The 20527-nt window shown below is 44.5% G+C and carries 15 protein-coding genes and 2 tRNA genes; 11 read left to right on the forward strand and 6 right to left on the reverse strand.

The window, feature by feature from the left end; all coding sequences use genetic code 11:
- The 7 genes from E7204_RS07285 to E7204_RS07315 form a co-directional block, all read left to right on the forward strand.
- Window positions 1–284 (forward strand): aminotransferase class I/II-fold pyridoxal phosphate-dependent enzyme (locus tag E7204_RS07285; RefSeq protein ID WP_295183138.1); only part of this gene is annotated, 284 nt, incomplete at its 5' end.
- Between the two features lie 11 nt (window positions 285–295).
- The gene (queD, locus tag E7204_RS07290; protein WP_295183139.1) at window positions 296–634 is read left to right on the forward strand and encodes a 6-carboxytetrahydropterin synthase QueD; all 339 of its coding nucleotides are present in this window, start codon (window positions 296–298) and stop codon (window positions 632–634) included.
- Window positions 621–1280: a radical SAM protein gene (locus E7204_RS07295; RefSeq protein ID WP_295183141.1), complete on the forward strand. Its 660-nt coding sequence runs from the start codon at window positions 621–623 to the stop codon at window positions 1278–1280. Before queD ends, E7204_RS07295 begins: the two co-directional genes overlap by 14 nt.
- A gap of 77 nt (window positions 1281–1357) precedes the next feature.
- Window positions 1358–1448: transfer RNA gene (locus tag E7204_RS07300), tRNA-Ser, on the forward strand.
- Window positions 1449–1689: 241 nt separating this feature from the next.
- Window positions 1690–2280 carry an aminodeoxychorismate/anthranilate synthase component II gene (locus tag E7204_RS07305; RefSeq protein ID WP_295183143.1) on the forward strand — a complete coding sequence of 197 codons (591 nt, stop codon included), beginning with the start codon at window positions 1690–1692 and terminating at the stop codon, window positions 2278–2280.
- Window positions 2273–3709 carry an aminodeoxychorismate synthase component I gene (gene pabB / locus E7204_RS07310; protein WP_295183145.1) on the forward strand — a complete coding sequence of 479 codons (1437 nt, stop codon included), beginning with the start codon at window positions 2273–2275 and terminating at the stop codon, window positions 3707–3709. The genes E7204_RS07305 and pabB overlap by 8 nt, the downstream gene beginning before the upstream one ends.
- Window positions 3693–4442: an aminotransferase class IV gene (locus E7204_RS07315; protein WP_295183147.1), complete on the forward strand. Its 750-nt coding sequence runs from the start codon at window positions 3693–3695 to the stop codon at window positions 4440–4442. The genes pabB and E7204_RS07315 overlap by 17 nt, the downstream gene beginning before the upstream one ends.
- 64 nt (window positions 4443–4506) lie before the next feature.
- Here the strand turns inward: E7204_RS07315 and E7204_RS07320 are convergent, their stop codons facing one another.
- Together E7204_RS07320 and E7204_RS07325 are read right to left on the reverse strand one after the other, a co-directional pair.
- The gene (locus E7204_RS07320; protein WP_295183149.1) at window positions 4507–5055 is read right to left on the reverse strand and encodes a helix-turn-helix transcriptional regulator; all 549 of its coding nucleotides are present in this window, start codon (window positions 5053–5055) and stop codon (window positions 4507–4509) included.
- 606 nt (window positions 5056–5661) lie between these two features.
- Window positions 5662–5750: transfer RNA gene (locus E7204_RS07325), tRNA-Ser, on the reverse strand.
- Window positions 5751–5981: 231 nt separating this feature from the next.
- Here E7204_RS07325 and E7204_RS07330 point away from each other — a divergent pair.
- The 3 genes from E7204_RS07330 to E7204_RS07340 are packed head-to-tail and all read left to right on the forward strand — an operon-like array spanning window position 5982 to window position 11147.
- Window positions 5982–7445, forward strand: a complete 1464-nt coding sequence (locus E7204_RS07330) for a hypothetical protein (RefSeq protein WP_295183150.1) — start codon at window positions 5982–5984, stop codon at window positions 7443–7445.
- Between the two features lie 19 nt (window positions 7446–7464).
- Entirely contained in the window at window positions 7465–9378 is a 1914-nt protein-coding gene (locus E7204_RS07335; RefSeq protein ID WP_295183152.1) for an ABC transporter ATP-binding protein, read from the forward strand.
- Complete coding sequence (locus E7204_RS07340) at window positions 9375–11147, forward strand: ABC transporter ATP-binding protein (RefSeq protein WP_295183153.1); 1773 nt, start codon at window positions 9375–9377, stop codon at window positions 11145–11147. The genes E7204_RS07335 and E7204_RS07340 overlap by 4 nt, the downstream gene beginning before the upstream one ends.
- A 212-nt stretch (window positions 11148–11359) precedes the next feature.
- Here the strand turns inward: E7204_RS07340 and E7204_RS07345 are convergent, their stop codons facing one another.
- The 4 genes from E7204_RS07345 to E7204_RS07360 form a co-directional block, all read right to left on the reverse strand.
- On the reverse strand, window positions 11360–16579 hold the full coding sequence (locus tag E7204_RS07345) for a YadA-like family protein (protein ID WP_295183155.1): 5220 nt from the start codon (window positions 16577–16579) through the stop codon (window positions 11360–11362).
- 426 nt (window positions 16580–17005) lie between these two features.
- Window positions 17006–17791: a sulfite exporter TauE/SafE family protein gene (locus tag E7204_RS07350; protein ID WP_295183181.1), complete on the reverse strand. Its 786-nt coding sequence runs from the start codon at window positions 17789–17791 to the stop codon at window positions 17006–17008.
- A 387-nt stretch (window positions 17792–18178) separates the two neighbouring features.
- On the reverse strand, window positions 18179–18760 hold the full coding sequence (locus E7204_RS07355; protein WP_295183183.1) for an LrgB family protein: 582 nt from the start codon (window positions 18758–18760) through the stop codon (window positions 18179–18181).
- Between the two features lie 130 nt (window positions 18761–18890).
- Window positions 18891–19268: a CidA/LrgA family protein gene (locus tag E7204_RS07360; protein WP_021842263.1), complete on the reverse strand. Its 378-nt coding sequence runs from the start codon at window positions 19266–19268 to the stop codon at window positions 18891–18893.
- Between the two features lie 227 nt (window positions 19269–19495).
- Between E7204_RS07360 and E7204_RS07365 the strand changes: the two genes are divergently transcribed.
- Window positions 19496–20446, forward strand: a complete 951-nt coding sequence (locus tag E7204_RS07365; RefSeq protein WP_295183158.1) for a LysR family transcriptional regulator — start codon at window positions 19496–19498, stop codon at window positions 20444–20446.
- Window positions 20447–20527 lie beyond the last annotated feature (81 nt).

Here is a 20527-nt window from a genome sequence, read left to right on the forward strand (position 1 = left end):
CGATTGCCTATTACAAGGAAAACGCCCGCATCATTCGCGAAGGTTTAACGGCTATCGGCCTTACCGTTTTCGGTGGCGTCGATGCGCCTTACATTTGGCTCAAAGTGCCGGCCGGTATGACCAGCTGGGAATTCTTTGACTTGTTATTGGAAAAAGTACATATTGTAAGCACCCCGGGCGCCGGATTCGGTCCTTGCGGCGAAGGTTATTTACGTCTCACCTCCTTCGGCAGTCGTGAAAACACATTGCGTGCTATCGAGCGAATTAAAACATTACAATTTTAAGCGAGGTATACATGTTTACAGTAGTTAAAAAATTAGAAATCAGCGCCTCTCATCAGCTGAAATTGACCTACAAGAGCAAATGTCAAAACTTGCACGGTCATAACTGGATTGTGCACATTCATGCACGCGCCGCCGAGCTTGATGAGAACGGCATGGTCATTGACTTTGGTCACATTAAAGAAGCCATTCACGGCCAACTCGATCACAAACACGTGAACGACATCATGGGCGACATCAATCCGACCGCCGAAAATATGGCCAAATGGATTGCCGACCAATTGGGTGAAAAATGCTTCAAAGTTGTTGTTCAGGAATCGGAAGGGAATGTAGCCATCTATGAACGTGATTGAGCGTTTTAGCTCCATCGAGGGCGAAGGTACCCGCCAAGGTTATCCCTGCTCGTTCCTACGCCTCTATGACTGTAATTTACGTTGTGTCTATTGCGATACAACCTACAGTTACGGCGATGAAGTAGAATACGAAGTACAATCCGTGGAAGACGTAGCGGATGCTTTACGCCAAATGGGCAACCGCTACATCACCATCACCGGCGGGGAACCTTTGTTACAAGCCGACGAAGTAGAGCAGCTCATCGACATCTTGAGCCGTGAAACAACACCGTTCGGACCTTATGAGTTCAACATCGAAACAAATGGCAGCATTATCGCACCATTCCAACGAGATAATGTATTCTACACCTACGATTACAAATGTCCCGATTCGAGTGCGGAAGAGTCCATGAACCCTCAGCTATGCGAAGCCATGACGGAGAAAGACGTGTTAAAATTCGTGGTTAGCTCCTACGGCGATTTACAGCGCATGAAAGAAATCGTGCTCACCAAAAAGCCGAAAGGCCATATCTTCGTATCCCCTGTTTTCGGCAAAATCGATCCGAAGGAAATCGTGGACTATTTGCTCAACAATAACTTACAGCAAATACGCATTCAGCTTCAAATCCATAAATTTATCTGGGATCCCGATGCCAAGGGTGTATAATAAAATTTACAAGGAATATTTACAAAATCTTGACAAGTGCCTTCTACTAATGATATGATATTTTAGTAATTAGATATGGAGGATTACTCAAGAGGCTGAAGAGGACGGTTTGCTAAATCGTTAGGGCGGGTTACCGTCGCTAGGGTTCGAATCCCTAATCCTCCGCCAGTTAGATTACACCCCCTACAAACCCGGTTTGTAGGGGCTTTTTTATTTTATTTTTTACCCATTACCTAAAGAAATCCATTGTCAATTTATTGCCAATAGTTATATTTTATAGTACACTCAAAACTATGATATACTAATAACAAAGAATGTTCCCTACGTACAGATTACGGACCTTTAAGGATAACGACTGTGCAGTATTATGCTGCCGTCGTTGTCCTTTTTTTGCGTTTAAGGAGGTATTATGTATCTCATCGTCGACAATTACGATTCGTTCACCTATAACCTGGCTAACTTGGTAGCCGAAACAGGCCGCCATGTAGACGTTCGCCCTTGTGACAGCATTGATTTAAAGGAAATTACCGCCATGAATCCTGACGGCATCATCATCTCGCCCGGCCCCAAAGGACCCGCCGATGCCCTACAGTCACTAGCTATCGTACAAGAATTCAAAGACAAGCTGCCCATCCTCGGCGTTTGTCTTGGGATGCAAATTCTAGCCTACACTGCCGGCGCCACTGTGAGCCGCGGTCAAAAGCCGATGCACGGCAAAGTAACTGCCATTCACCATGAAGGACACGGTTTATTCAAGGATTTACCTAAAACCTTTGACGTAACCCGCTACCATTCATTAGTTGTCCAACAAGATACATTGCCGCCTGACTATCGTGTGGATGCTGTCAGTGACGACGGTGCACTCATGGCTATGTCCCATCAAAAACTGCCGCTCTTTGGCCTGCAATTTCACCCTGAAGCCTTATTGTCAGAATACGGCTCTGAATTAATCCAAGCTTTTTGCCAATATGCTGAAAAAGGAGCCCACGCCCATGTCTGAAGCCAAAATTGAAAGCGTAATTAATAGCATGCCCAAGACCATAAGCGAACAAACAATTCGTCGCTCATCACTTCCCTATACGGCCAGCCAGATTTTTGCCCTCTTTGCCGATGAAAAGAATGCTGCCTTTCTCGACTCATCCTTAGAAAACAACCTCGGCCAATATTCTATCATCAGTCTCGTACCTTATCACGAGGTAAAAGTTGAAAACGGGCACTTCTACGTCGATGGCAACCCTCACGAAGGAAAGCCGGAAGAATACCTCAAGGCCTATCTGCAGCAACACCACCGTGAAAATCCTACCGAACTGCCATTGACTGATGGCGCCATCGGCTATGTTACCTATGATTACGGCATGCAAGAGATGGGCCTTACCTCGCGGCACAAAGCGAAAGTTGACATGGCCGACATGAAATGGATTTTTTACGACTTTTTTATCATCGAAGATTTAAAAGAGCAGTCCCTTTGGTTCATCGCTAACGGTCATACCGAACCGGCTCCCGTTCTTTTGAAAAAGATGGAGGACCTTATCGCCGCGAAGATGGCTAACTTCAAGTCACAATCACCGGCAGAAACTTATCCCTTGGCGATTCATCCGGACAGTACATCGGATGAATATGCTCAGGCCCTTCATAAATTGATGGACTACCTTATAGCCGGCCACGTCTATGTTACCAATTTTACCGGCACCTTAACCGTCGATTGCTCCTGCCCGCCGTACACCTTTTTCTCACGACTACGCCGTGACAATCTATCCCCATTTGGAGCCTACTTACAATATGGATCCTATCAGATAATCAGTGCTTCCATGGAACGATTGCTTCGCATCAACGGCAAAAAAATTGAAACCCGTCCGATCAAAGGAACTCGCCGACGCGGCAAGACAGCCGAAGAAGATGCGGCCCTTCGTAAAGAACTGGCAGAATCGCAAAAAGACCAAAGCGAACTCTTGATGATTGTGGATCTGGAGCGGAATGACCTCAATAAAATCTGCCAGCCCGGCAGTGTTACCGTACCCGACCTCTTTGCGGTAGAAGAGTATGCCACAGTCTTCCATTTAATTGCCAACGTGATTGGCACGCTCAAACCGAATCAGACAGCCATAGACGCCCTATCGGCACTTTTCCCAGGTGGCTCCATTACAGGTGCTCCGAAAAGGCGGTCCATGGAGATTATCGACGAACTGGAATCGAGTCGCCGCCAACTCTACACCGGCACCATCGGTTACTTATCCCTCGACGGCAACTGTGACCTCAACATCGTCATCCGCACGGCCGTTCACCAAGATAATACATACTACATCGGTGTCGGTGGTGGCATTACGGCCGAATCGGATAAAAATTTCGAGTATGAAGAAATATGGCAAAAGGCAAAGGCCTTACTCAGTGCCTTGAAAGGAGAAACCTTTGACTATGAATCTTACCTTTGATGACGGCTATCAGTTTGGCCTTGGCGCCTTCGAAACCATAGCCCTCGTAAACAATCAGCCAATTTGGTTAGAAGCCCACGAAGCGCGCCTACGCCGCACACTCGACTGGCTTGGCATCACGCTTCCCGACGATTGGAAAAAGCAACTTCAAGCCTACCTCGAACAAAACGGAGCCCGCATGGGCGTTGTCAAAATCTTAGCATCCGCTAACAATCTAAGCTTCACATCCCGTCCTAATCCTTACGAAAATTTACCGTCTCGTCCGGGTTTTGTCCTCGCCATGTCCGACATTCGCCGTAACGAATCATCCCCTTTTGTCTACCATAAAACCTTTAATTACGGTGACTCCATCTTAGCCAAGCGACAAGCTGCTAAGGCGGGCATCGACGAGCCGATTTTCTGTAACAGTCGCGGCGAACTTACGGAGGGCGCCGTGAGTAATCTCTTTTTTATAAAAAACGACCAACTCTATACACCGCCTGTTACGGCCGGTCTCTTGCCGGGCATCGTCCGGGCCTACCTCTGCCAGCGCTATGATGTAATTGAAAAGACCATCATGCCTGATGAAATCGGCTCCTTCGATGAGTGTTTTATTACCAATTCCCTCATGGGCATCATGCCGGTTTGCCGGTTTGGGGCTCACGAATTCCCGGTTTCAGCACAGACAATGACTGAAACCTTATACCAAAATTATCTGCAAGATAGATTGCGACGTTTTCCTAACTACAATTAAATTTAACTCAATTAAATTAAACACCCCTGCAAACCTAAATCTGTAGGGGTGTTTAGTTTCTCACCTATTTTTTATCAATTTGTAAGCTATTCGACGTGACAAAATTTTTAATTTTAAATTCTTTTCGCGCCTGCTCGGCCACTCTCGCCAATACATAATATAAAAAGTAAGGATCATACTCATTAAAGAAGTCTAGCCACTTATCCCGTTCTACAATATCCTCAATACTACCAATAGAAAGGAGCATAACATTACTGCGCATCTCGCCATGAGGAATCCGAATCAATGTTGTAAGCGTCTTAGCGCCCTCCTTATTTTTTAAAATTACATCAATAGAAATATCCTTAAAGCCCAATACATAACTTTCTTCCTGTGGCTTGGAATCATAGGTATCTCCAATCTCTATTTCATAGGGAACGTAGATTAAAATATCCTCGAGCCTGGTTATATCCAAAATCTGCATAACCCGTTCCAATGATTCCATATTAATATCTCGGAACTTATTGCTTACCAAGTTTTCAATAAAAGTTTTGGGAAAGCCATTATCCAAAGCAAATGATGTCTTTTTCAGATTCTGCTCTTTTAAAATTTTGCTTAGCTTACATATAAACATTTATTAATCTCCCTATCTCCAAAAATCTATTTCAAATTACTTTTTATATAAAATCAATTCTAAATCGACAATTATCATAAAGTATGTTATAATCCAATTATAGCCGAAATGATTATAGAAAGGCTATTATAACTAGTTACATTTTAAAGGATTTTCTAAATTTTAGAAAGAAGGAGATGATATTAGAGCAAACGTATTTAAAAGAATGTCAGTAATAATAAGGGATTTTTTGAAAAAGGAGGTCTCATATATACAATTGACTACGCTAAGAAAAAGAAAAAACCGTCTAGTATTGGCGTACTAAACGGCTAAAAACAGAGTTTTTAATTGAATTAACTACCTTTATTCTAACATACTATAGGTTTTTATAAAAGAGGCGTCTTAATGTTCATATCAATTGCCCGGATATAAACAAATAGGCGCCTTTAAACCTATTAAGAAAAAATCTTAGGGACTATGATTAAAGTAGTCCAAAGCATGTATTACTAAATGCTAATATATGTTCTTTATATTCAAATCAATCAGAAAGTAGGATTACATCCCCCATTAACACAAAATCCCTTATAGAACTACTATTTAGCTCTATAAGGGATTTATATTTTCTCATGGCGGAGAGGGTGGGATTCGAACCCACGGCCCCTTGCGGAGTCACTGGTTTTCAAGACCAGCTCCTTAAACCACTCGGACACCTCTCCAAATTAAACTATTACCTTAATATATTACCGTGTTTTGTCCAACAAATCAAGCCCTTCCCCCAACTTTCCGCTGAAACGTACCGTAAATCCTATAATCCTCCTATTTACTTCATCAAAGTTTTCTTTGTACTCTCAGCTAAAACAGGCTATAATTAATATATCGAAATTTATAATTATTATATGAAATTTACTCGAGTTTAATAAACGAATTAAACGCATCTGAGGAGTTCTATGAAATACACAAATAAAAATCAAATAAATACAAACTCATCAAATACCGCCAATACTTCCGGCACTGCCCATAAAAATCATAAACGTAAAGCTATTGCCGCTATAATGACGATTACCTTAGCCGTATCCGCATCAGCCTATCCGCTCAATTCCGTACATGCAGCGGATCCGGTTAGTGCCTATATCGCCGCCAAAATCATCCCGTCTTTCTCGTTACCGTCACTTAATCCGATTAAAGCGGCCGGCAAATTACTGGGGCTCGTAAGCGATTCCGATGATGCCGTGAAAAAAGGCAAAAAAGTGGACAACAACTACAAGTTTAAAGCCACCAAAGTAGCGAATGGCTCAAAGACTTTTAAAAATTCTCTCAACAACAACCAGAATAATCAAAATGTAATTTTAGTACAGAAAACCGGCAAAGCCAAAGTGAAAAAAGCTGAGCTCATCAAAACCGGCCACAGCGACAGTGAAGGTCTCAGCCTGTGGCGTGGTCAAAACGCCGCTCTTCTAGTGGCACCATATAGTCAAGCCACGATTGAAAACAGCACTATCACTACAAACGGCGACGGTGCTTCCGGTATCGTTGGTAGCGGTAAGAAAGTAAAAATTACCGCTAAGGATTTGACGATTCGCACGAATAACCGCGTATCCCAAGGCATCGGTGCTGCTTATGGTGCCGAAATTTCTCTAAAGCAGAGTAATATCAGTACCTACGGTTCTCAAAGTCCGGCCCTCGCCACCGCAACGAAAGTCGACAGTAGCCTCACTGCTGATGGCGTCACCCTTCGCACTTACGGCCAAAACAGCCCCCTCATCAGTTCTACCGGCACGATGAAATTGAATGCTATTAACGGTGAAGCATCGAATGGCACATTCGGACTTTTGGAAGGCAATACGGACGTGACATTTACCAATTCACAGCTAAAAGGAGCCGATGGTTTTTATCTATATCAAACCGATTTAGGCACCGCTGAAAAAGGGACGACCAAGCTCACCATTAACCAAAGCCGCCTCACCGAAACGGGCTCTACGCCGCTTTTTACCATTCTCGGTACTAAAGCCCAAATAAAACTCCAAGGCAATACTATCAGCCAACCAAGCCGCGCTCCATTCTTGCAGGTACTATCCGGTACGGGCGATACATCTGACCTAAATCGTGTAGCGGCGGCTATCAACAGCACCGGCAACACTAACAGCCAAGTACGATTACAGGCTGCCCAACAGGCCATTAACGGCGATATCCTAGCTGACCGCGGCAGCAAGCTGGACATTAAGCTTTCGCAAAACTCCGCATTTACCGGTGCCTTCAATCCGAACAACAGCGCTAAACAGGCTTCTTTAAGCCTTAGCAAAGATTCTGTGTGGAATGTAACCGCCGATTCCTATTTGACGGAACTTAACAACGGCGATTCAACCAACAGCAATATCCATACTAACGGTCATACGGTAAAAATTGTAAGATAATTACCCAAAGAACGATACTATGAAATTTATCACAACTTATTTAAGCCCCGTAAAATGGGCTTTTTTAAGCGCCTGCCTACTCTCCTTAATCCATGTAGTCAGTGCGCTCACCGTGCCAACCTTAACGGCCAGCATCATTAATGAAGGCGTTTTACAAGGCGACTTGGACGCCATCAGTCGCCTCAGCGTTGCCATGCTCGCCGCCTCTTTGGTGACCGTCATCGGCTCATTAAGTGCCGTATACTTGGCCGCCCATATTGCGTCACGCGTCAGCCTCAACCTACGTCAGCAACTGGTACAGGCGCTGCAAGATTTTTCTCTGTCGGATTTTTCAAAATACGGCACCGGCACCTTGCTCATGCGTGCCACCCGTGATGTGGAAAAAATACAGTCCGTCCTCGCCGAAGGCATCAATATGATTCTCCCCATGCCGCTCATGATTATCGTAGGCTTAGGGCTCACTTTTTACAAAAGCTTCGAAATGGGGCTCATCATTTTGAGCCTCATGGTCATCATGGTAGTGCTCATGATAAGCATTCAAAAACAGGCCCTCCCTATCGTCATGGCCGTTCAGCAACAATTAGATAAACTGACCGACCTCGTGCGCGACCATATTATCGGCATGTCCGTGATTCGTGCTTTTAATCGCACGGACGATGAAAAAACTGCTGAAATCGGCATGTTCACGGAATTATCCAACAAGGAAACTCGTCTGGCCCGCACCTACGCCATCGGACTGCCCAGTATCCTCATTATTTTCAACATGAGCACCGTGGTTATCCTCTGGCTTGGCGGCTATCAGATTGACTCCGGTGTGCTCCAAATCGGTGATATTATGGCCATCATCGAGTACGCCACCCTCATTTTGATGAACCTCATTATGGCTGTATTCGTGCTTCTCGACGTGCCGGAAGCCATTATTTGCTATCGACGTATTCGTGAACTATTGGTCCATTCTGAAAAAACCACTGACATGGCAAGCACAAAAGCGGTAACTTCAAACACTGCATCCGGCATGCCATGCGCGAATTCTGAAATCAGCACATCATGCGCGAATTCTGAAGTCAGCACATCATACGCAAATTCTGAATTGAGCACGCCATTTACTAAAGGCGGCAATGTACCGTTATTAGAGTTCCGCAATGTTACCTTCCGCTATGACGATGCGGAGGAAGCGGCCTTAAAAGATATTTCCTTCACCCTCAACGCCGGTGAAACCCTAGCTATCATGGGCGATATCGGTTCCGGCAAAAGTACCTTGGCCAAGCTTATTTTGGGCCTGTATCCCATCGAGTGTGGCGATATTCTCTTCAACGGTCGCTCTATTTTTAAACAACCTATTGAACAGGTTCGCTCACAAATCGGCTATGTACCGCAAAAAGCCTATCTTTTCACCGGTACCATTGCCATGAATTTAGAATTTGGCAAAAGCCAAGCCTCGAATGCACCGCTGACACGTGAAGATATTGAAGAAGCGGCAAAATTAGCGGGCGCCCATGAATTTATCAGTCGTTTTGAAGACGGGTATGAACATGAACTGGCGCAAGGCGGTACTAATCTGTCCGGCGGTCAACGGCAACGCTTGGCCATGGCCCGTGCCTTAATCCGCAAACCGCGTCTTTTAATTTTTGACGACAGCTTTTCTGCCTTAGACGGCATTACGGAACAACAAGTACGGAAAGCCGTAGCCGAGGAGATTAGCAACGGCAATAGCACTAGAACTGACAAGGGCAATAACCGTGGCAACAGCGCCGGCCTTACATCCGGCCGTGCATTCATATCTATTGAGCAGAAGGTCAGCGCCGCCCAAAAAGCCGATAAAATCCTGGTCATCAACCAAGGTGAATCGATGGGCGTAGGCACGCACGAAGAACTCTTAGCTCATTGCCCAATCTATCAGCAGATTGTAACATCACAGGAGGTGGCACTATGAAACTGGTCAAACGATTCCTCCTGGACTCACGCAGTCAGTGGTGGCGCCTCGGTTTTCTAACCATAGCATTAATCTTAGCCGCTAGCTTTGAAATTATCGCCCCGCGCCTCTTAGGCGACATTGTCGATGCCATCGTTCAGGGCCTCGAACAGCACCGTGAAATCAACGCCATTTTAGACGGTACAATTGATACAGTCCTTCTACTCATCATTTTTTACAGCTGCCACGCCGTATTCACATACATTAGTGAATTTATCATCGCCGGCAGTGCGCAACACATGGTATTGGCCTTACGCAGTCGTGTAAGCCATCAGATTCATCATCTGCCAATGTCGTATTTCAACCAACACAATCGTGGGGATATGCTTAGCCGTCTCACCAGTGACCTTGATTCCGTCGGCGAAACGCTCCGCGAAGGTATTCCGGGGCTCATCTCATCCTTTATCGGTATCGTCGGAGCTGTGTCCATGATGATTTGGATTAGCCCAAGCTTAGCCGCTATTATCCTCGGCGTTATCATCGTCGGCGTTCTCGGCTTAACCTTTACGTCTAAAAAAGCGCGCACTATCTACCTGCGCAATCAAGAGGCTTTAGGTGCTGTGAACGGCGGCATTGAAGAATTAATTTCAGGCAAGCAAATCATACAGTCTTTTGGTCTTGAAAAAGTCTCCACCGACCACATGACGGATTTAAATACACGTCTCTTTACGCGTGAACGACAATCCGGTTTTATGGGGCAGCTCATCATGCCGTTGGTTAACTTCATCAACCAAATTGGCTACGTTCTCGTTGCCATCCAAGGCGGTCTCTTCGTGTTGCGCGGCTATATCACCCTCGGCGACATCCAAGCCTTTTTCCTCTACGTAACACAAGTATCCGACCCGATTTCGCGAAGTTCCTACATCTTAACCCGATTCCAAGAAACACACGCCGCCTTAGGTCGTATTTATGAAATTCTGGACGCACCGATGGAGGATGACTCAGGAACCTTACAAGAAGTGCCAAACTCTATGGCGGGCGCCGCATCAAGTACTAATGCCATTGAGTTTCGGCATGTAAACTTCGGTTACAGCGAAGATAAACCGCTCATGACGGATGTAAACTTTGAAATCCCCAGCGGCCACGTCGTAGCTATTGTAGGCCCTACGGGGGCCGGCAAAACCACAATTATTAACCTGCTCATGCGTTTTTACGAAATCTCCGGCGGTACTATTACCATTCACGGTACCGATATTCGCGAACTAAGCCGCGAAGCCTTGCATCGTCAAATCGGCATGGTATTGCAAGACACGTGGATTTTTACAGGCACCATTGCCGAAAACATCGCTTACGGTAAGCCGGATGCAACGCGGGAAGAAATTATCCATGTGGCGAAACTGGCCATGGCAGATCATTTTATCCGCACTTTACCCCAGGGCTATGATACGATTCTTAAAAACGGTGCCGATGACCTATCGCAAGGTCAACGTCAGTTGTTGACTATTGCTCGTGCCTTTTTGGTTAACCCAAGCATTCTCGTACTCGACGAAGCCACCGCCAACGTAGATACGCGTACGGAAGTAGAAGTGCAAAAAGCTATGAACCAACTCTTAAAAGGCCGTACCGGTATCGTCATTGCCCATCGTTTATCGACCATTCGCGACGCCGATTTATTGCTCGTCGTAAACAACGGGCAAATCGTCGAGCAGGGTACTCATCACGAACTCTTAGAGCGTGGTGGTTATTACAAGGAATTGTATGAAAACTACGCCAAGGGGATGGCCGTGTAAATATGGCAATCTAAACATAAAATTGAATAAAAGATTCTATATACGGACAAGGCCTTAACGGCGATAGGACGTATAGACTTATAAAGTAAAACGGGATTATTCCAAGGTAAATTACCTCGGAACAATCCCGTCTTTATTTAATTAAAGAGGAGCCAATTTAACGATGTCACACAGCTACCATATTAGAAATTGATAGCAGCGGTTTAGTTCAACTATTTATTAGCCAACTGGCGCATAATTTCCTGAACTTGCGTACGTAATTCGGCATTTTCCTGAGCTTGTTGTTGAACCTGAGCCCGTAATTCTTCAATGGTAGAATTCTGGTTTGCTAATTGCTTAGACTGTTCAGATACAACTTCGGCTAAAGCAGATTTCGAGTAATTCGAGTATTCATTACTGCTACCGAATTTAACACTGACGCCGGCATTAAACATGTTTTCACCGCCACCCATACTGGTTCCGATGGAGAATAACAAGTCATTTGTCGGACGATAGAACGCACCGATAGCTACGGCATTAGCAGATTTGTAGTTACCGTAACTGGCTGCAAAATCCCATTTAGCACTTGGATCGTAATCTTGCGGATACAAAGCTGCCAAAGCGGCTGCACCGGCACCGACACGATTAATACGAGAATCCAGCTTATTAACTTGGCTGTTCAAGTTAATAACATTGCTATTAATGTTAGTGATACTGTCCGTATTCGTTTTAACTTGGCTGTCTAAAACAGATAGGTTTTCAGCGGCGGAATTAGCCTGTTTGACGTAAGCACCGTCTTTAGCAACACGGGTTTCATTATATACCGTATCACCTGTCACAATGCCTTTGTTGCCGGATTCAACTTTACCGTCAGTGTTTACTTTGATTTTGTAATTAGTTCCGCCAATATTATTCTTTTCAGTGCTGTCAATAATAATGGAAGTATCACCATCAGCATTGGCAATGGTATTCTTCGTATCAATGGCAGAACCGATTTGATCTAACTCAACACTACCGCTTACCTTATTACCGGCTGTATCTTCAATTTCCAATTTCAACTTATTGCCGTCAAGTTTGAGAGCACTATCAGAGTCTTTAAGTGTCGTATCTTTAGCGGTAATCTTGTAGCTGTTTTCAGTAGAACCAGGTGCAACGATAATATTATCGCCCGCTTCAATGGTCGTCTTACCTTCTTTAACAGCATCAGAAATAGACTGTTGAACCTTTTTTAACTGAGCTACGTTAACCGCATCAGTATCCGCAGAGCCAGCGGCTACGTTAGTGATTTGACGAGTTGCTTGAACGATAGTACCGTCACTATAGTTAACTTGTCCCCCAACTGATACGGCGCCTAGTACTGACTTCCAAGCAGCTGCGTTACTTGTAGATTCTTTTTTAGTCAGTGGATCATAACCGAAGGCCCCACTGGCTCTATCAGACGTACTAAAGGAACCTAAAGCAACCCCTTGGGTAACTATGGCTTTAGATGCAGTACCTAAGGCAGTAGCATAAAATCCGCTTACCGCACTGCTGGTTCCCAATGCCAGTGCCGAAGTATTCGTAGCTTTCGCATTAGTACCAAGCGCAATTGCATATGCACCTTGAGCCGTTGTCGTTGTCTCATCATGATTATTATTACCAATCGCAATAGCCCAATCGCCATCAACCTTAGCAGAGTTACCCACCGCTAAGCCCATTTCACCTTTAACAGTCAAATAGTTTCCCAAAGCAATACGCAATTGACCGCCTTCTGTCATACTCCCTTCAATCGTATTCCCATGACCAAAAGATGTCCCTAAAGTAGCTACATGAGAACTTGTGCCAACGGCAATACTGCCGCCACTTACCGTATTCAATAAACCTACCGCAACGTTCTGATCGGAACCATAGTCATTCTTGGTATACGTCCATTCATTACCATTTTGAACTGCCGTATAGCCGACTAAGTTTCCCACACCGAGAACTGTATTTTGCTCACCAAATACTTTAGTCGTTTTATAATCGCCATTTTCGTAATCCGTAGCAAAAACGGCATTATGAGTGCCATCAACATCGATATTCTGACCGACGACGATGCTGCTGTTAAATTTATTCTTATTTCCTACTACGTTAACGTTATTGCCTAAAACGGTACTGTTATTCCCGCTCGACTTAGAAGAAATGCCGATGACAATACTGTCCGTACCGGTGGCACCGTCGTTTAAGTAGTTCGTACTGGAGCCGGTTTGAGAGCTCTTGGTAGAGAAGTAGTGAACGGAATTAGCATCAAGTTGTGTCTGAACTTTCTTCAACTGAGCTACATTGACCGCATCCGTATCAGCAAAACCGGCCGCTACATTGGTAATTTGGCGGGTATAACTACTCGTACCACCACCAACGGATACGGCTGCCCGCGTTGCTTTCCACGTACTTGTCGTATCTGTGGAAGCGGCATTCGTAGACGGGTCATAACCTACTATACCGGCTGCAGTATCGGCTACCGAATCAGCTCCCAAGGCAACGCCTTTTGTTACAGAAGCCTTCGTATTGGCACCGATAGCCGTTGCATTCTTCCCGGTTACCACACTTTTGAACCCTAATGCAAGGGCATTTTCATCTGTAGCTTGAGCTAGAGATCCGATAGCCATAGCATTTTTTCCGGTAACTATCGTTCTATTCCCCCCAATTGGACCGTTAGCACCAATACCAATACCACCCCAGGCGTCGACATTAACGCCATTACCGATAGCCACGGCTTTGTCACCTTTAGCAGTTATATAGTTACCTACCGCCACGCGCCATTGTCCGCCGGTATACAGGTCCCCTAAAATATTATTTCCGTGGCCGATGGATGTACCTAACGCTTGTACCACAGAATTGGTACCGATGACAACGCTGCCGCCACTCACGGTATTCGTTAACCCAACAGCCACATTCTGATCACTGCCGGATTTATTCTTTGTATAATCCCAACTATTGCCATTTCGTACTGCCGTATAACCGACTAAGTTGCCCACACCGAGAACGGTATTCTGCTCACCGTATACTTTAGTCAATTTATTGTCGCCGTTATTGTAATCCGTTGCAAAAATGGCGTTATGAGTGCCGTCAGCTTCGATGCTGTTTCCAACAACAATGCTATTATTTCTGCCGTTTTTAACACCCGTAACGGTCGTATTATTCCCTAAAACAACACTGTTATTGCCGTCTGACTTGGATGAAATACCGATAACAATACTATCTGTGCCGGTTGCTCCGTCATTTGCGTAGTTCGTTCCCACATCTGTTTTAGAGCTATTGGTAGAGAAGTAGTGGACGGAATTTGCATCAACCTTCGTCGCAATACTCTTTAATTGAGCCACGTTAACCGCGTCTGTATCTTCTGTACCGGCTGCTACATTAGTAATTTGACGAGTTAAACCGGTTTCACTATCACCAACGGAAACAGCCGCCGCTCCGGACTGCCAAGCGGATGTAATCTGAGTTTTTTCCGATACAGCTGCCGTATAAGCTTTATTGGCGTCATTCATGGCTGTTTCGGACGTATTCATAGCGGCTCTGGCTTCATCATTTGCCGTTTTAGCCGCATCCATCTGTTCTTTAATTTTTTGCCCCTGGTCCGAGTCATGGTCAATATTGTTATAAGCATGTACAGCCTGAACATAATCGGCATTCTTCGCCAGATAATCGGAGACCTTGGTATCATAATCAGCTTTTGCCGTTGAAAGAGCTGATTCCAATTCAGGGATACTGCTATTTAATTCAGCAAATCGAGCTTCTTTGCCGGCATAGGCAACAATAGCCGCTTCATTTTCAAAAGCTTTACCTGTAATCGGATTATAGCCAAAAGCCCCTTTATCAACTGAAGCTACAGAGTTACTGCCGATAGCCACTCCGCCATCATGTTGTACGTCCGTATTATAGCCGAGCATAACAGCGTTGCTGATATTCTCCGTATGTTCACGTAACGGTTTTTGCACCTTTACCACATAGTGCAGCGTATCTCCGGTCCACTGAAGCTCTCCTGTCGTATGAGCGTAACTCTGAGGAGTATATGTCTGTTCTTCATAGCTATCGGTCGTCCCCATCGTTCCAAGAATGACGTTATTTTTGCTGCCCGATAAAGTATGATAATCACCGATGACAACATCCGTTGTCGCATCGCTAAGCTTATTGCCGGTCCCCATGACAGAGACATGATTCACATTAGTGGCTTTATTTTGATAGCCGGTAAGCATATTATAATCACTAGCTGCAGCTTCGGTACCATTTAAAGTGTTGCCCGTCCCAAAAATAGAGGAACGTCTTGCATAATCCGATACGTTTCCGTTCCCCATGGCAAAGACGGACCCGCCGTTAAGCGTAGCATAATCACCCATAATTTCAGAAAAATGCTCCTTATATCCAATATCATCACCGCCATGATAGAGAAGCTCGCCCATACGACCACTCAAAAAACCGCCTTCAATGCCTTCGTTTATATTACCGAAGGCATTGGTCACACGGTTGCCGGTACCAAAGACCATGGAGTTAAAGGAGGAATCCACCTTATTTAACATGCCAAAAGCGCCGGGTGCTATTGATGCACCAAGTCCAGTGTCACTTTCGGTACTGATTTTGTTATCGATACCATAGAGAGTCGCATAATAAGTGGTTCCCTCAACGGTCGAACGAATTCCCACAGCTGCACTTGCAGGCCCTAAGGTCTTAACTCTGCTCCCGATTGCCATACTGCCATCGCTGCCAAAGGTATGATAGCCGATGACAACCATATTTCTTGCCCGAATATCATTGTCATCCGAGTTCTTTTCATCAGGAGATAAGGAGCCGATAATAATAAAATCTGTAAGTTCCGTATTGTTTCGATTATCCCCAATAACAATCCCGGCAGCCGTACCTCTGATATCATTATTATTACCGATAACCGTTAAGGCGTCCCATTCATTGCGATACGTATCGTTACCGGTAATCACATTGCCACGACCAATAGTTAAGTCGGAAATATTAGGTTCACGGCCTTCCGGATGACTATAGTCGGTAACGGTACCGACATCTCGAGCAATTATCTTGTTATTATCGCCGATGACATGTTGTTTTCGACTGCCCCGTACTTCGTTGTTATTACCAAAAATACGCGTATCAAGGCTCGCTTCATATCTTGTCCCGCCATCATATGGGTAGCTCTTTGTGACCTTATTATCATTACCTACAATATTGACACCATTGGTGTCTTCAACCGTATTAGTATCCCCAATAACATTGGCATCTTCACTGCCGGTTACAGTATTTTCCGTCCCCACGACACGAGCCGTTTTGTCATCAGTTACGGTATTCGTTGTCCCCGTAGCTGTACCGCTATCTACAATGATATTATCTGCCGCAAAAACCTGTCCGCCTAACAACAAACTCAATAAGACTGCACTACTCAAAGAAGCTTTAACCACTCGATGACGACCATACTTCTTAGTTTCCATACCATACACCTCTCAAACCCTTATACTACCTAACACTTTTAATATTCGATGAACTTGAATTATATCCCCTTCAAATTCATCTGTACTTCACTTTATGATTAAATGCTAACATTTTTATCATATTGGGTCAATATAGCTATTAGTTCAGTTAATATCTTTACTTAATATAAAAATTGATATTATAGAAACTGTTTTAAAAAACACAGTAATAACACTTCATTTTTTCTATAAAGTTGTAGCAAACTCAAATTATAACTACTATATTAATAGTCATTAAATTTTTTCGATAATCTATTGATAAAATTTTAGTAAGTATCTTGTTTTCCAACAAAAAAGAACCGCCCAATGCAATTAGACTTGCCTTGTAACGGTTCCTATCATAGATGTCATCAATATTCAATTGTAATTCACTAATTGCCGATAATCTTACCACAACATTCCCGACGTCCAAGTCAACCGCAATGCCAGAATCCCTACCCCCAAGGAGAACACCATAAGAATGCTGGTAGCTTTAAGACGTTTCGCAATGGCCGCCCCTAGCTGCGCCCCAATGACGGCACCGATGCCGCAGGCAATGGCGATATTCCATTGAATATGCCCCAGGAAATAATGTGTGACTACACCTGTAATTGTGGATAAGAATAATATAAACTGGCTCGTAGCCGTTGCCACATGGGTTGGGAAGCCCAAAATATACACCAACGCCGCCACGTGAATGAGACCGCCGCCGATACCGAAAACACTGGAAATAAAGCCAACTACCACGCTGATTAAGCAGCCGATAGTTTTACTGTACGTCAATTCATGGAGCTGCAAAGACTCTTCCTTACGCTGTCCCTTCGTCCAGTTTTTATAACCGATAAAGGACGACATGCAGAGTAGGAATAAACCAAACCAAAATTTTAGCATGGATATGTCGAAGCCTTCCGACGCGACAGCGCCAAGGTAGGATCCGGGAATCGTAGCTAGCGTAAACCAGATAGCCGCACTATAGAGTATTTTTTTCTGCTTAATAAACGCGGTCGAAGCGGACATAGCATTGAACATAACAATGGTGAGCGAGGTACCGACTACCATGGCCGGCGACCAGTCGGTAAATAGATATAAGAAAACCGGCACGAAAATTAAGCCTCCGCCGGCGCCTATGAGTGTCCCGAAGGCTCCTACACCAATCCCCAGCACAATAAATCCCAAAAGCACACCCCACGACATGCCCAAAATCAATCCTGTTGCCCCATCCATAGCCGACTCAACCTCATTTCTCTTTTTTCAAAACACCGACTTAAAATAGCGTAACTACTCTTAATACTGCAAATACACCACGTATTTGATTATATCCATATTTTTATTCAGTATATCGCAAAATACACAGAAACGCCATCACTTCCTAGTCATAGCTGTTCGTGATTCAGCTATGAGCTCGCAAATGATGGCGCTTAAGTGTACGTAATTTTGTGTAAGTGTTTAAGTACGTATATAGTTAACTGATTGGGTCTAGCAATCAAAGAACTACCTTATGTTTTTAAGTTTTAGATTTTATAGGCTTAAGGATTAAAAGGTTTATGGTTTACAAGCCGTAAAGGCTTGCCGATTTGCTTCTTATAAAACGGCCGATACGGCTGTTACAATTGGAGCAATGACCGTTGTCATGATGCCCATGAAAATCATGGCCAAAGAGGCAATGGCACCGGTTTTAGGGCCATCTTCATAGGCTTTGGCCGTGCCCGTACCATGGGCCGAAATGCCGTAAAGCATCCCTTTTAACAAGCGGTTGTGAATATGAGCCCGTTTAATCATCATGGTGGTCATAATCATACCGATAAGGCCGGTTGCAATTACGAGAATGGCCGTAATCGTAGGATCGCCACCCATTGTATCAGAAGCAGCTAAGGCTAGCGGCGTCGTTACGGAACGCGGTGCAATACTGTGAACGAGTTCAGGACTAAGTCCAATGAGTTCGGCAAGGCCCATGGAGCCTAGAAAAGCAACGGAACAGCCCATGCCGATAACAACCAAGAGCGGAATAAAATATTCTTTTACTACGCCACGGAATTTATACAAAGGCACCGCAAAGGCCACGGTGGCCGGTTGCAACATCATGGTGATGTATTGGCTGCCTTCCTGATATACTTCGTACGGAATGTTCATGGTGACGAGGAACAAACCGATAACTACCGGCACGCCCAACAATGGGGTAAAATAGAGTTTTTTGCCGGACCGTTCATATAATTTTTTAAAAAAAAATACAAAACTACAGTGCCCACTAACGATTCGATGATATGAATACTAATCATCTGAAACGGTGAATAATTTACCATAATTTGTACCCCTTTCTACGTAATTTCATGACGCTCAAGGTAATAACCGTAACGGAAATCAAGAGTGTTACAATACTTGTTACGATAACGCCCAAGAGCATAGCCCCCGTACTGCCGAATAATTGTGTATATTGAATAACCCCTATAGCGGACGGAATGAAGAACAATAAGAGTTCCCCGATTAAAACGGCCGCTCCCTGTTCCACCCAGTTAAGCTTGATGATACCTGAGCAGAGCAACAAAAATAACAAAATCATGCCCACCAAAGTTCCCGGTAATGGCAGGTTCAACCACTCTTTCAAGTAGCCTCCCAACACTCCAATCAAGGCGAGCAATAGAATCTGACCTACTACAATCGCCACACGTTTCATCCTCAAACGCCTCCTACATATCGACTAATTTTTATTTTGCAATATATTGTGTCTTCATTCAATAAACGAATGTTGTATTTATTGTGTACTCGTATAGGGATTTTTCGATATTCCCTTTGTCATGACTTATTGTATCTCATTTTTTCTTAAAAAAATAATATTTTTTCCCTATACGGCCGTATTCTTTTTAGCTATAATAGATAGAGATTATATTGCAGGAGGATTATATGGATATTACCCATTTGAAATATTTTGTAGAAGTAGCTCGCCAGAAAAGTTTTACCAAGGCAGCTCAAACTTTACACGTGAGCCAACCATCTTTGAGTAAAGCAGTACGCCTGTTGGAAGGGGAATGGAACAAGCAATTATTCCGCCGTCGCGGGCATCGCATCGAGCTCACCAATGAAGCGTGCGCCGTATTGCCGCAGATTGAAGCCTTAGTGAGGCAATTTGAAGTGCTTGAACACCAGATGCATCACACGAATGATACGGAATCGGGCGAATTGATCCTCGGCATCCCGCCGATGATTGGTTCTTCCTTCTTATCGCCGATTATTCGCGACTTCATGGCCGCCTATCCGCAAATTTCGTTAAAGGTAAGTGAACACGGTTCACCGCAAATCGCCCAGCTTGTACAGGACAATCAATTACAGGTTGGATTCGTTACCTTGCCGGTGTCTGACTTTACCAACCCGGATACACAAACCTATATCTTTAACCACCAGCCTTTATACTATGTGATGCAACCAGATTCACCATTCGCCCATTACGACTCCGTTACACTCCACGAAATTCGCAAAGAACCGCTTGTGTTCTTCCATCCGTCCTTTTCGTTATACGATATCATCTTAGGTCGTTTTCAAGAAATCGGCGTGGTGCCGCAAATCGTAGCGCAAAGCAACAACTGGGACTTCATTACGGAGCTTGTAAAAAGCGGTCTCGGCACGGCTATTTTGCCACAGACAATCTGCGAACGTCTTAATAAGGAGCAGTTGGTTTCGATTCCTATCGAGCCCCGCATCAACTGGGTGCTCGGCATGATTTGGAACGAACAGTCCATGATTGTACCGGCCATTCGTTTGTGGGTTAACTATTTCCGCTCTCATGTCGTGGAAGAACGCTTGGTTCACGGCGAAGATCCGGGACCGGCGCCTACTATTTTCGGCGATTCTAAATAATCACATAAAACAAGCCCCTTACAGCAATCGCTGTAAGGGGCTATTTTCATTCGCTATGCGAAACTATACCGCTAATTAATT

This window comes from Veillonella sp. (assembly GCF_015058545.1).
Lineage (GTDB): Bacteria > Bacillota > Negativicutes > Veillonellales > Veillonellaceae > Veillonella_A.

What these genes read in the sequence shown, in the direction of transcription:
- queD (WP_295183139.1), top strand. Translation starts at nt 296, where the DNA reads ATGTTTACAGTAGTTAAAAAATTAGAAATCAGCGCCTCTCATCAGCTG.
- E7204_RS07295 (WP_295183141.1), top strand. Translation starts at nt 621, where the DNA reads ATGAACGTGATTGAGCGTTTTAGCTCCATCGAGGGCGAAGGTACCCGC.
- E7204_RS07305 (WP_295183143.1), top strand. Translation starts at nt 1,690, where the DNA reads ATGTATCTCATCGTCGACAATTACGATTCGTTCACCTATAACCTGGCT.
- pabB (WP_295183145.1), top strand. Translation starts at nt 2,273, where the DNA reads ATGTCTGAAGCCAAAATTGAAAGCGTAATTAATAGCATGCCCAAGACC.
- E7204_RS07315 (WP_295183147.1), top strand. Translation starts at nt 3,693, where the DNA reads ATGAATCTTACCTTTGATGACGGCTATCAGTTTGGCCTTGGCGCCTTC.
- E7204_RS07320 (WP_295183149.1), bottom strand. Translation starts at nt 5,055, where the DNA reads ATGTTTATATGTAAGCTAAGCAAAATTTTAAAAGAGCAGAATCTGAAA.
- E7204_RS07330 (WP_295183150.1), top strand. Translation starts at nt 5,982, where the DNA reads ATGAAATACACAAATAAAAATCAAATAAATACAAACTCATCAAATACC.
- E7204_RS07335 (WP_295183152.1), top strand. Translation starts at nt 7,465, where the DNA reads ATGAAATTTATCACAACTTATTTAAGCCCCGTAAAATGGGCTTTTTTA.
- E7204_RS07340 (WP_295183153.1), top strand. Translation starts at nt 9,375, where the DNA reads ATGAAACTGGTCAAACGATTCCTCCTGGACTCACGCAGTCAGTGGTGG.
- E7204_RS07345 (WP_295183155.1), bottom strand. Translation starts at nt 16,579, where the DNA reads ATGGAAACTAAGAAGTATGGTCGTCATCGAGTGGTTAAAGCTTCTTTG.
- E7204_RS07350 (WP_295183181.1), bottom strand. Translation starts at nt 17,791, where the DNA reads ATGTCGTGGGGTGTGCTTTTGGGATTTATTGTGCTGGGGATTGGTGTA.
- E7204_RS07360 (WP_021842263.1), bottom strand. Translation starts at nt 19,268, where the DNA reads ATGAAACGTGTGGCGATTGTAGTAGGTCAGATTCTATTGCTCGCCTTG.
- E7204_RS07365 (WP_295183158.1), top strand. Translation starts at nt 19,496, where the DNA reads ATGGATATTACCCATTTGAAATATTTTGTAGAAGTAGCTCGCCAGAAA.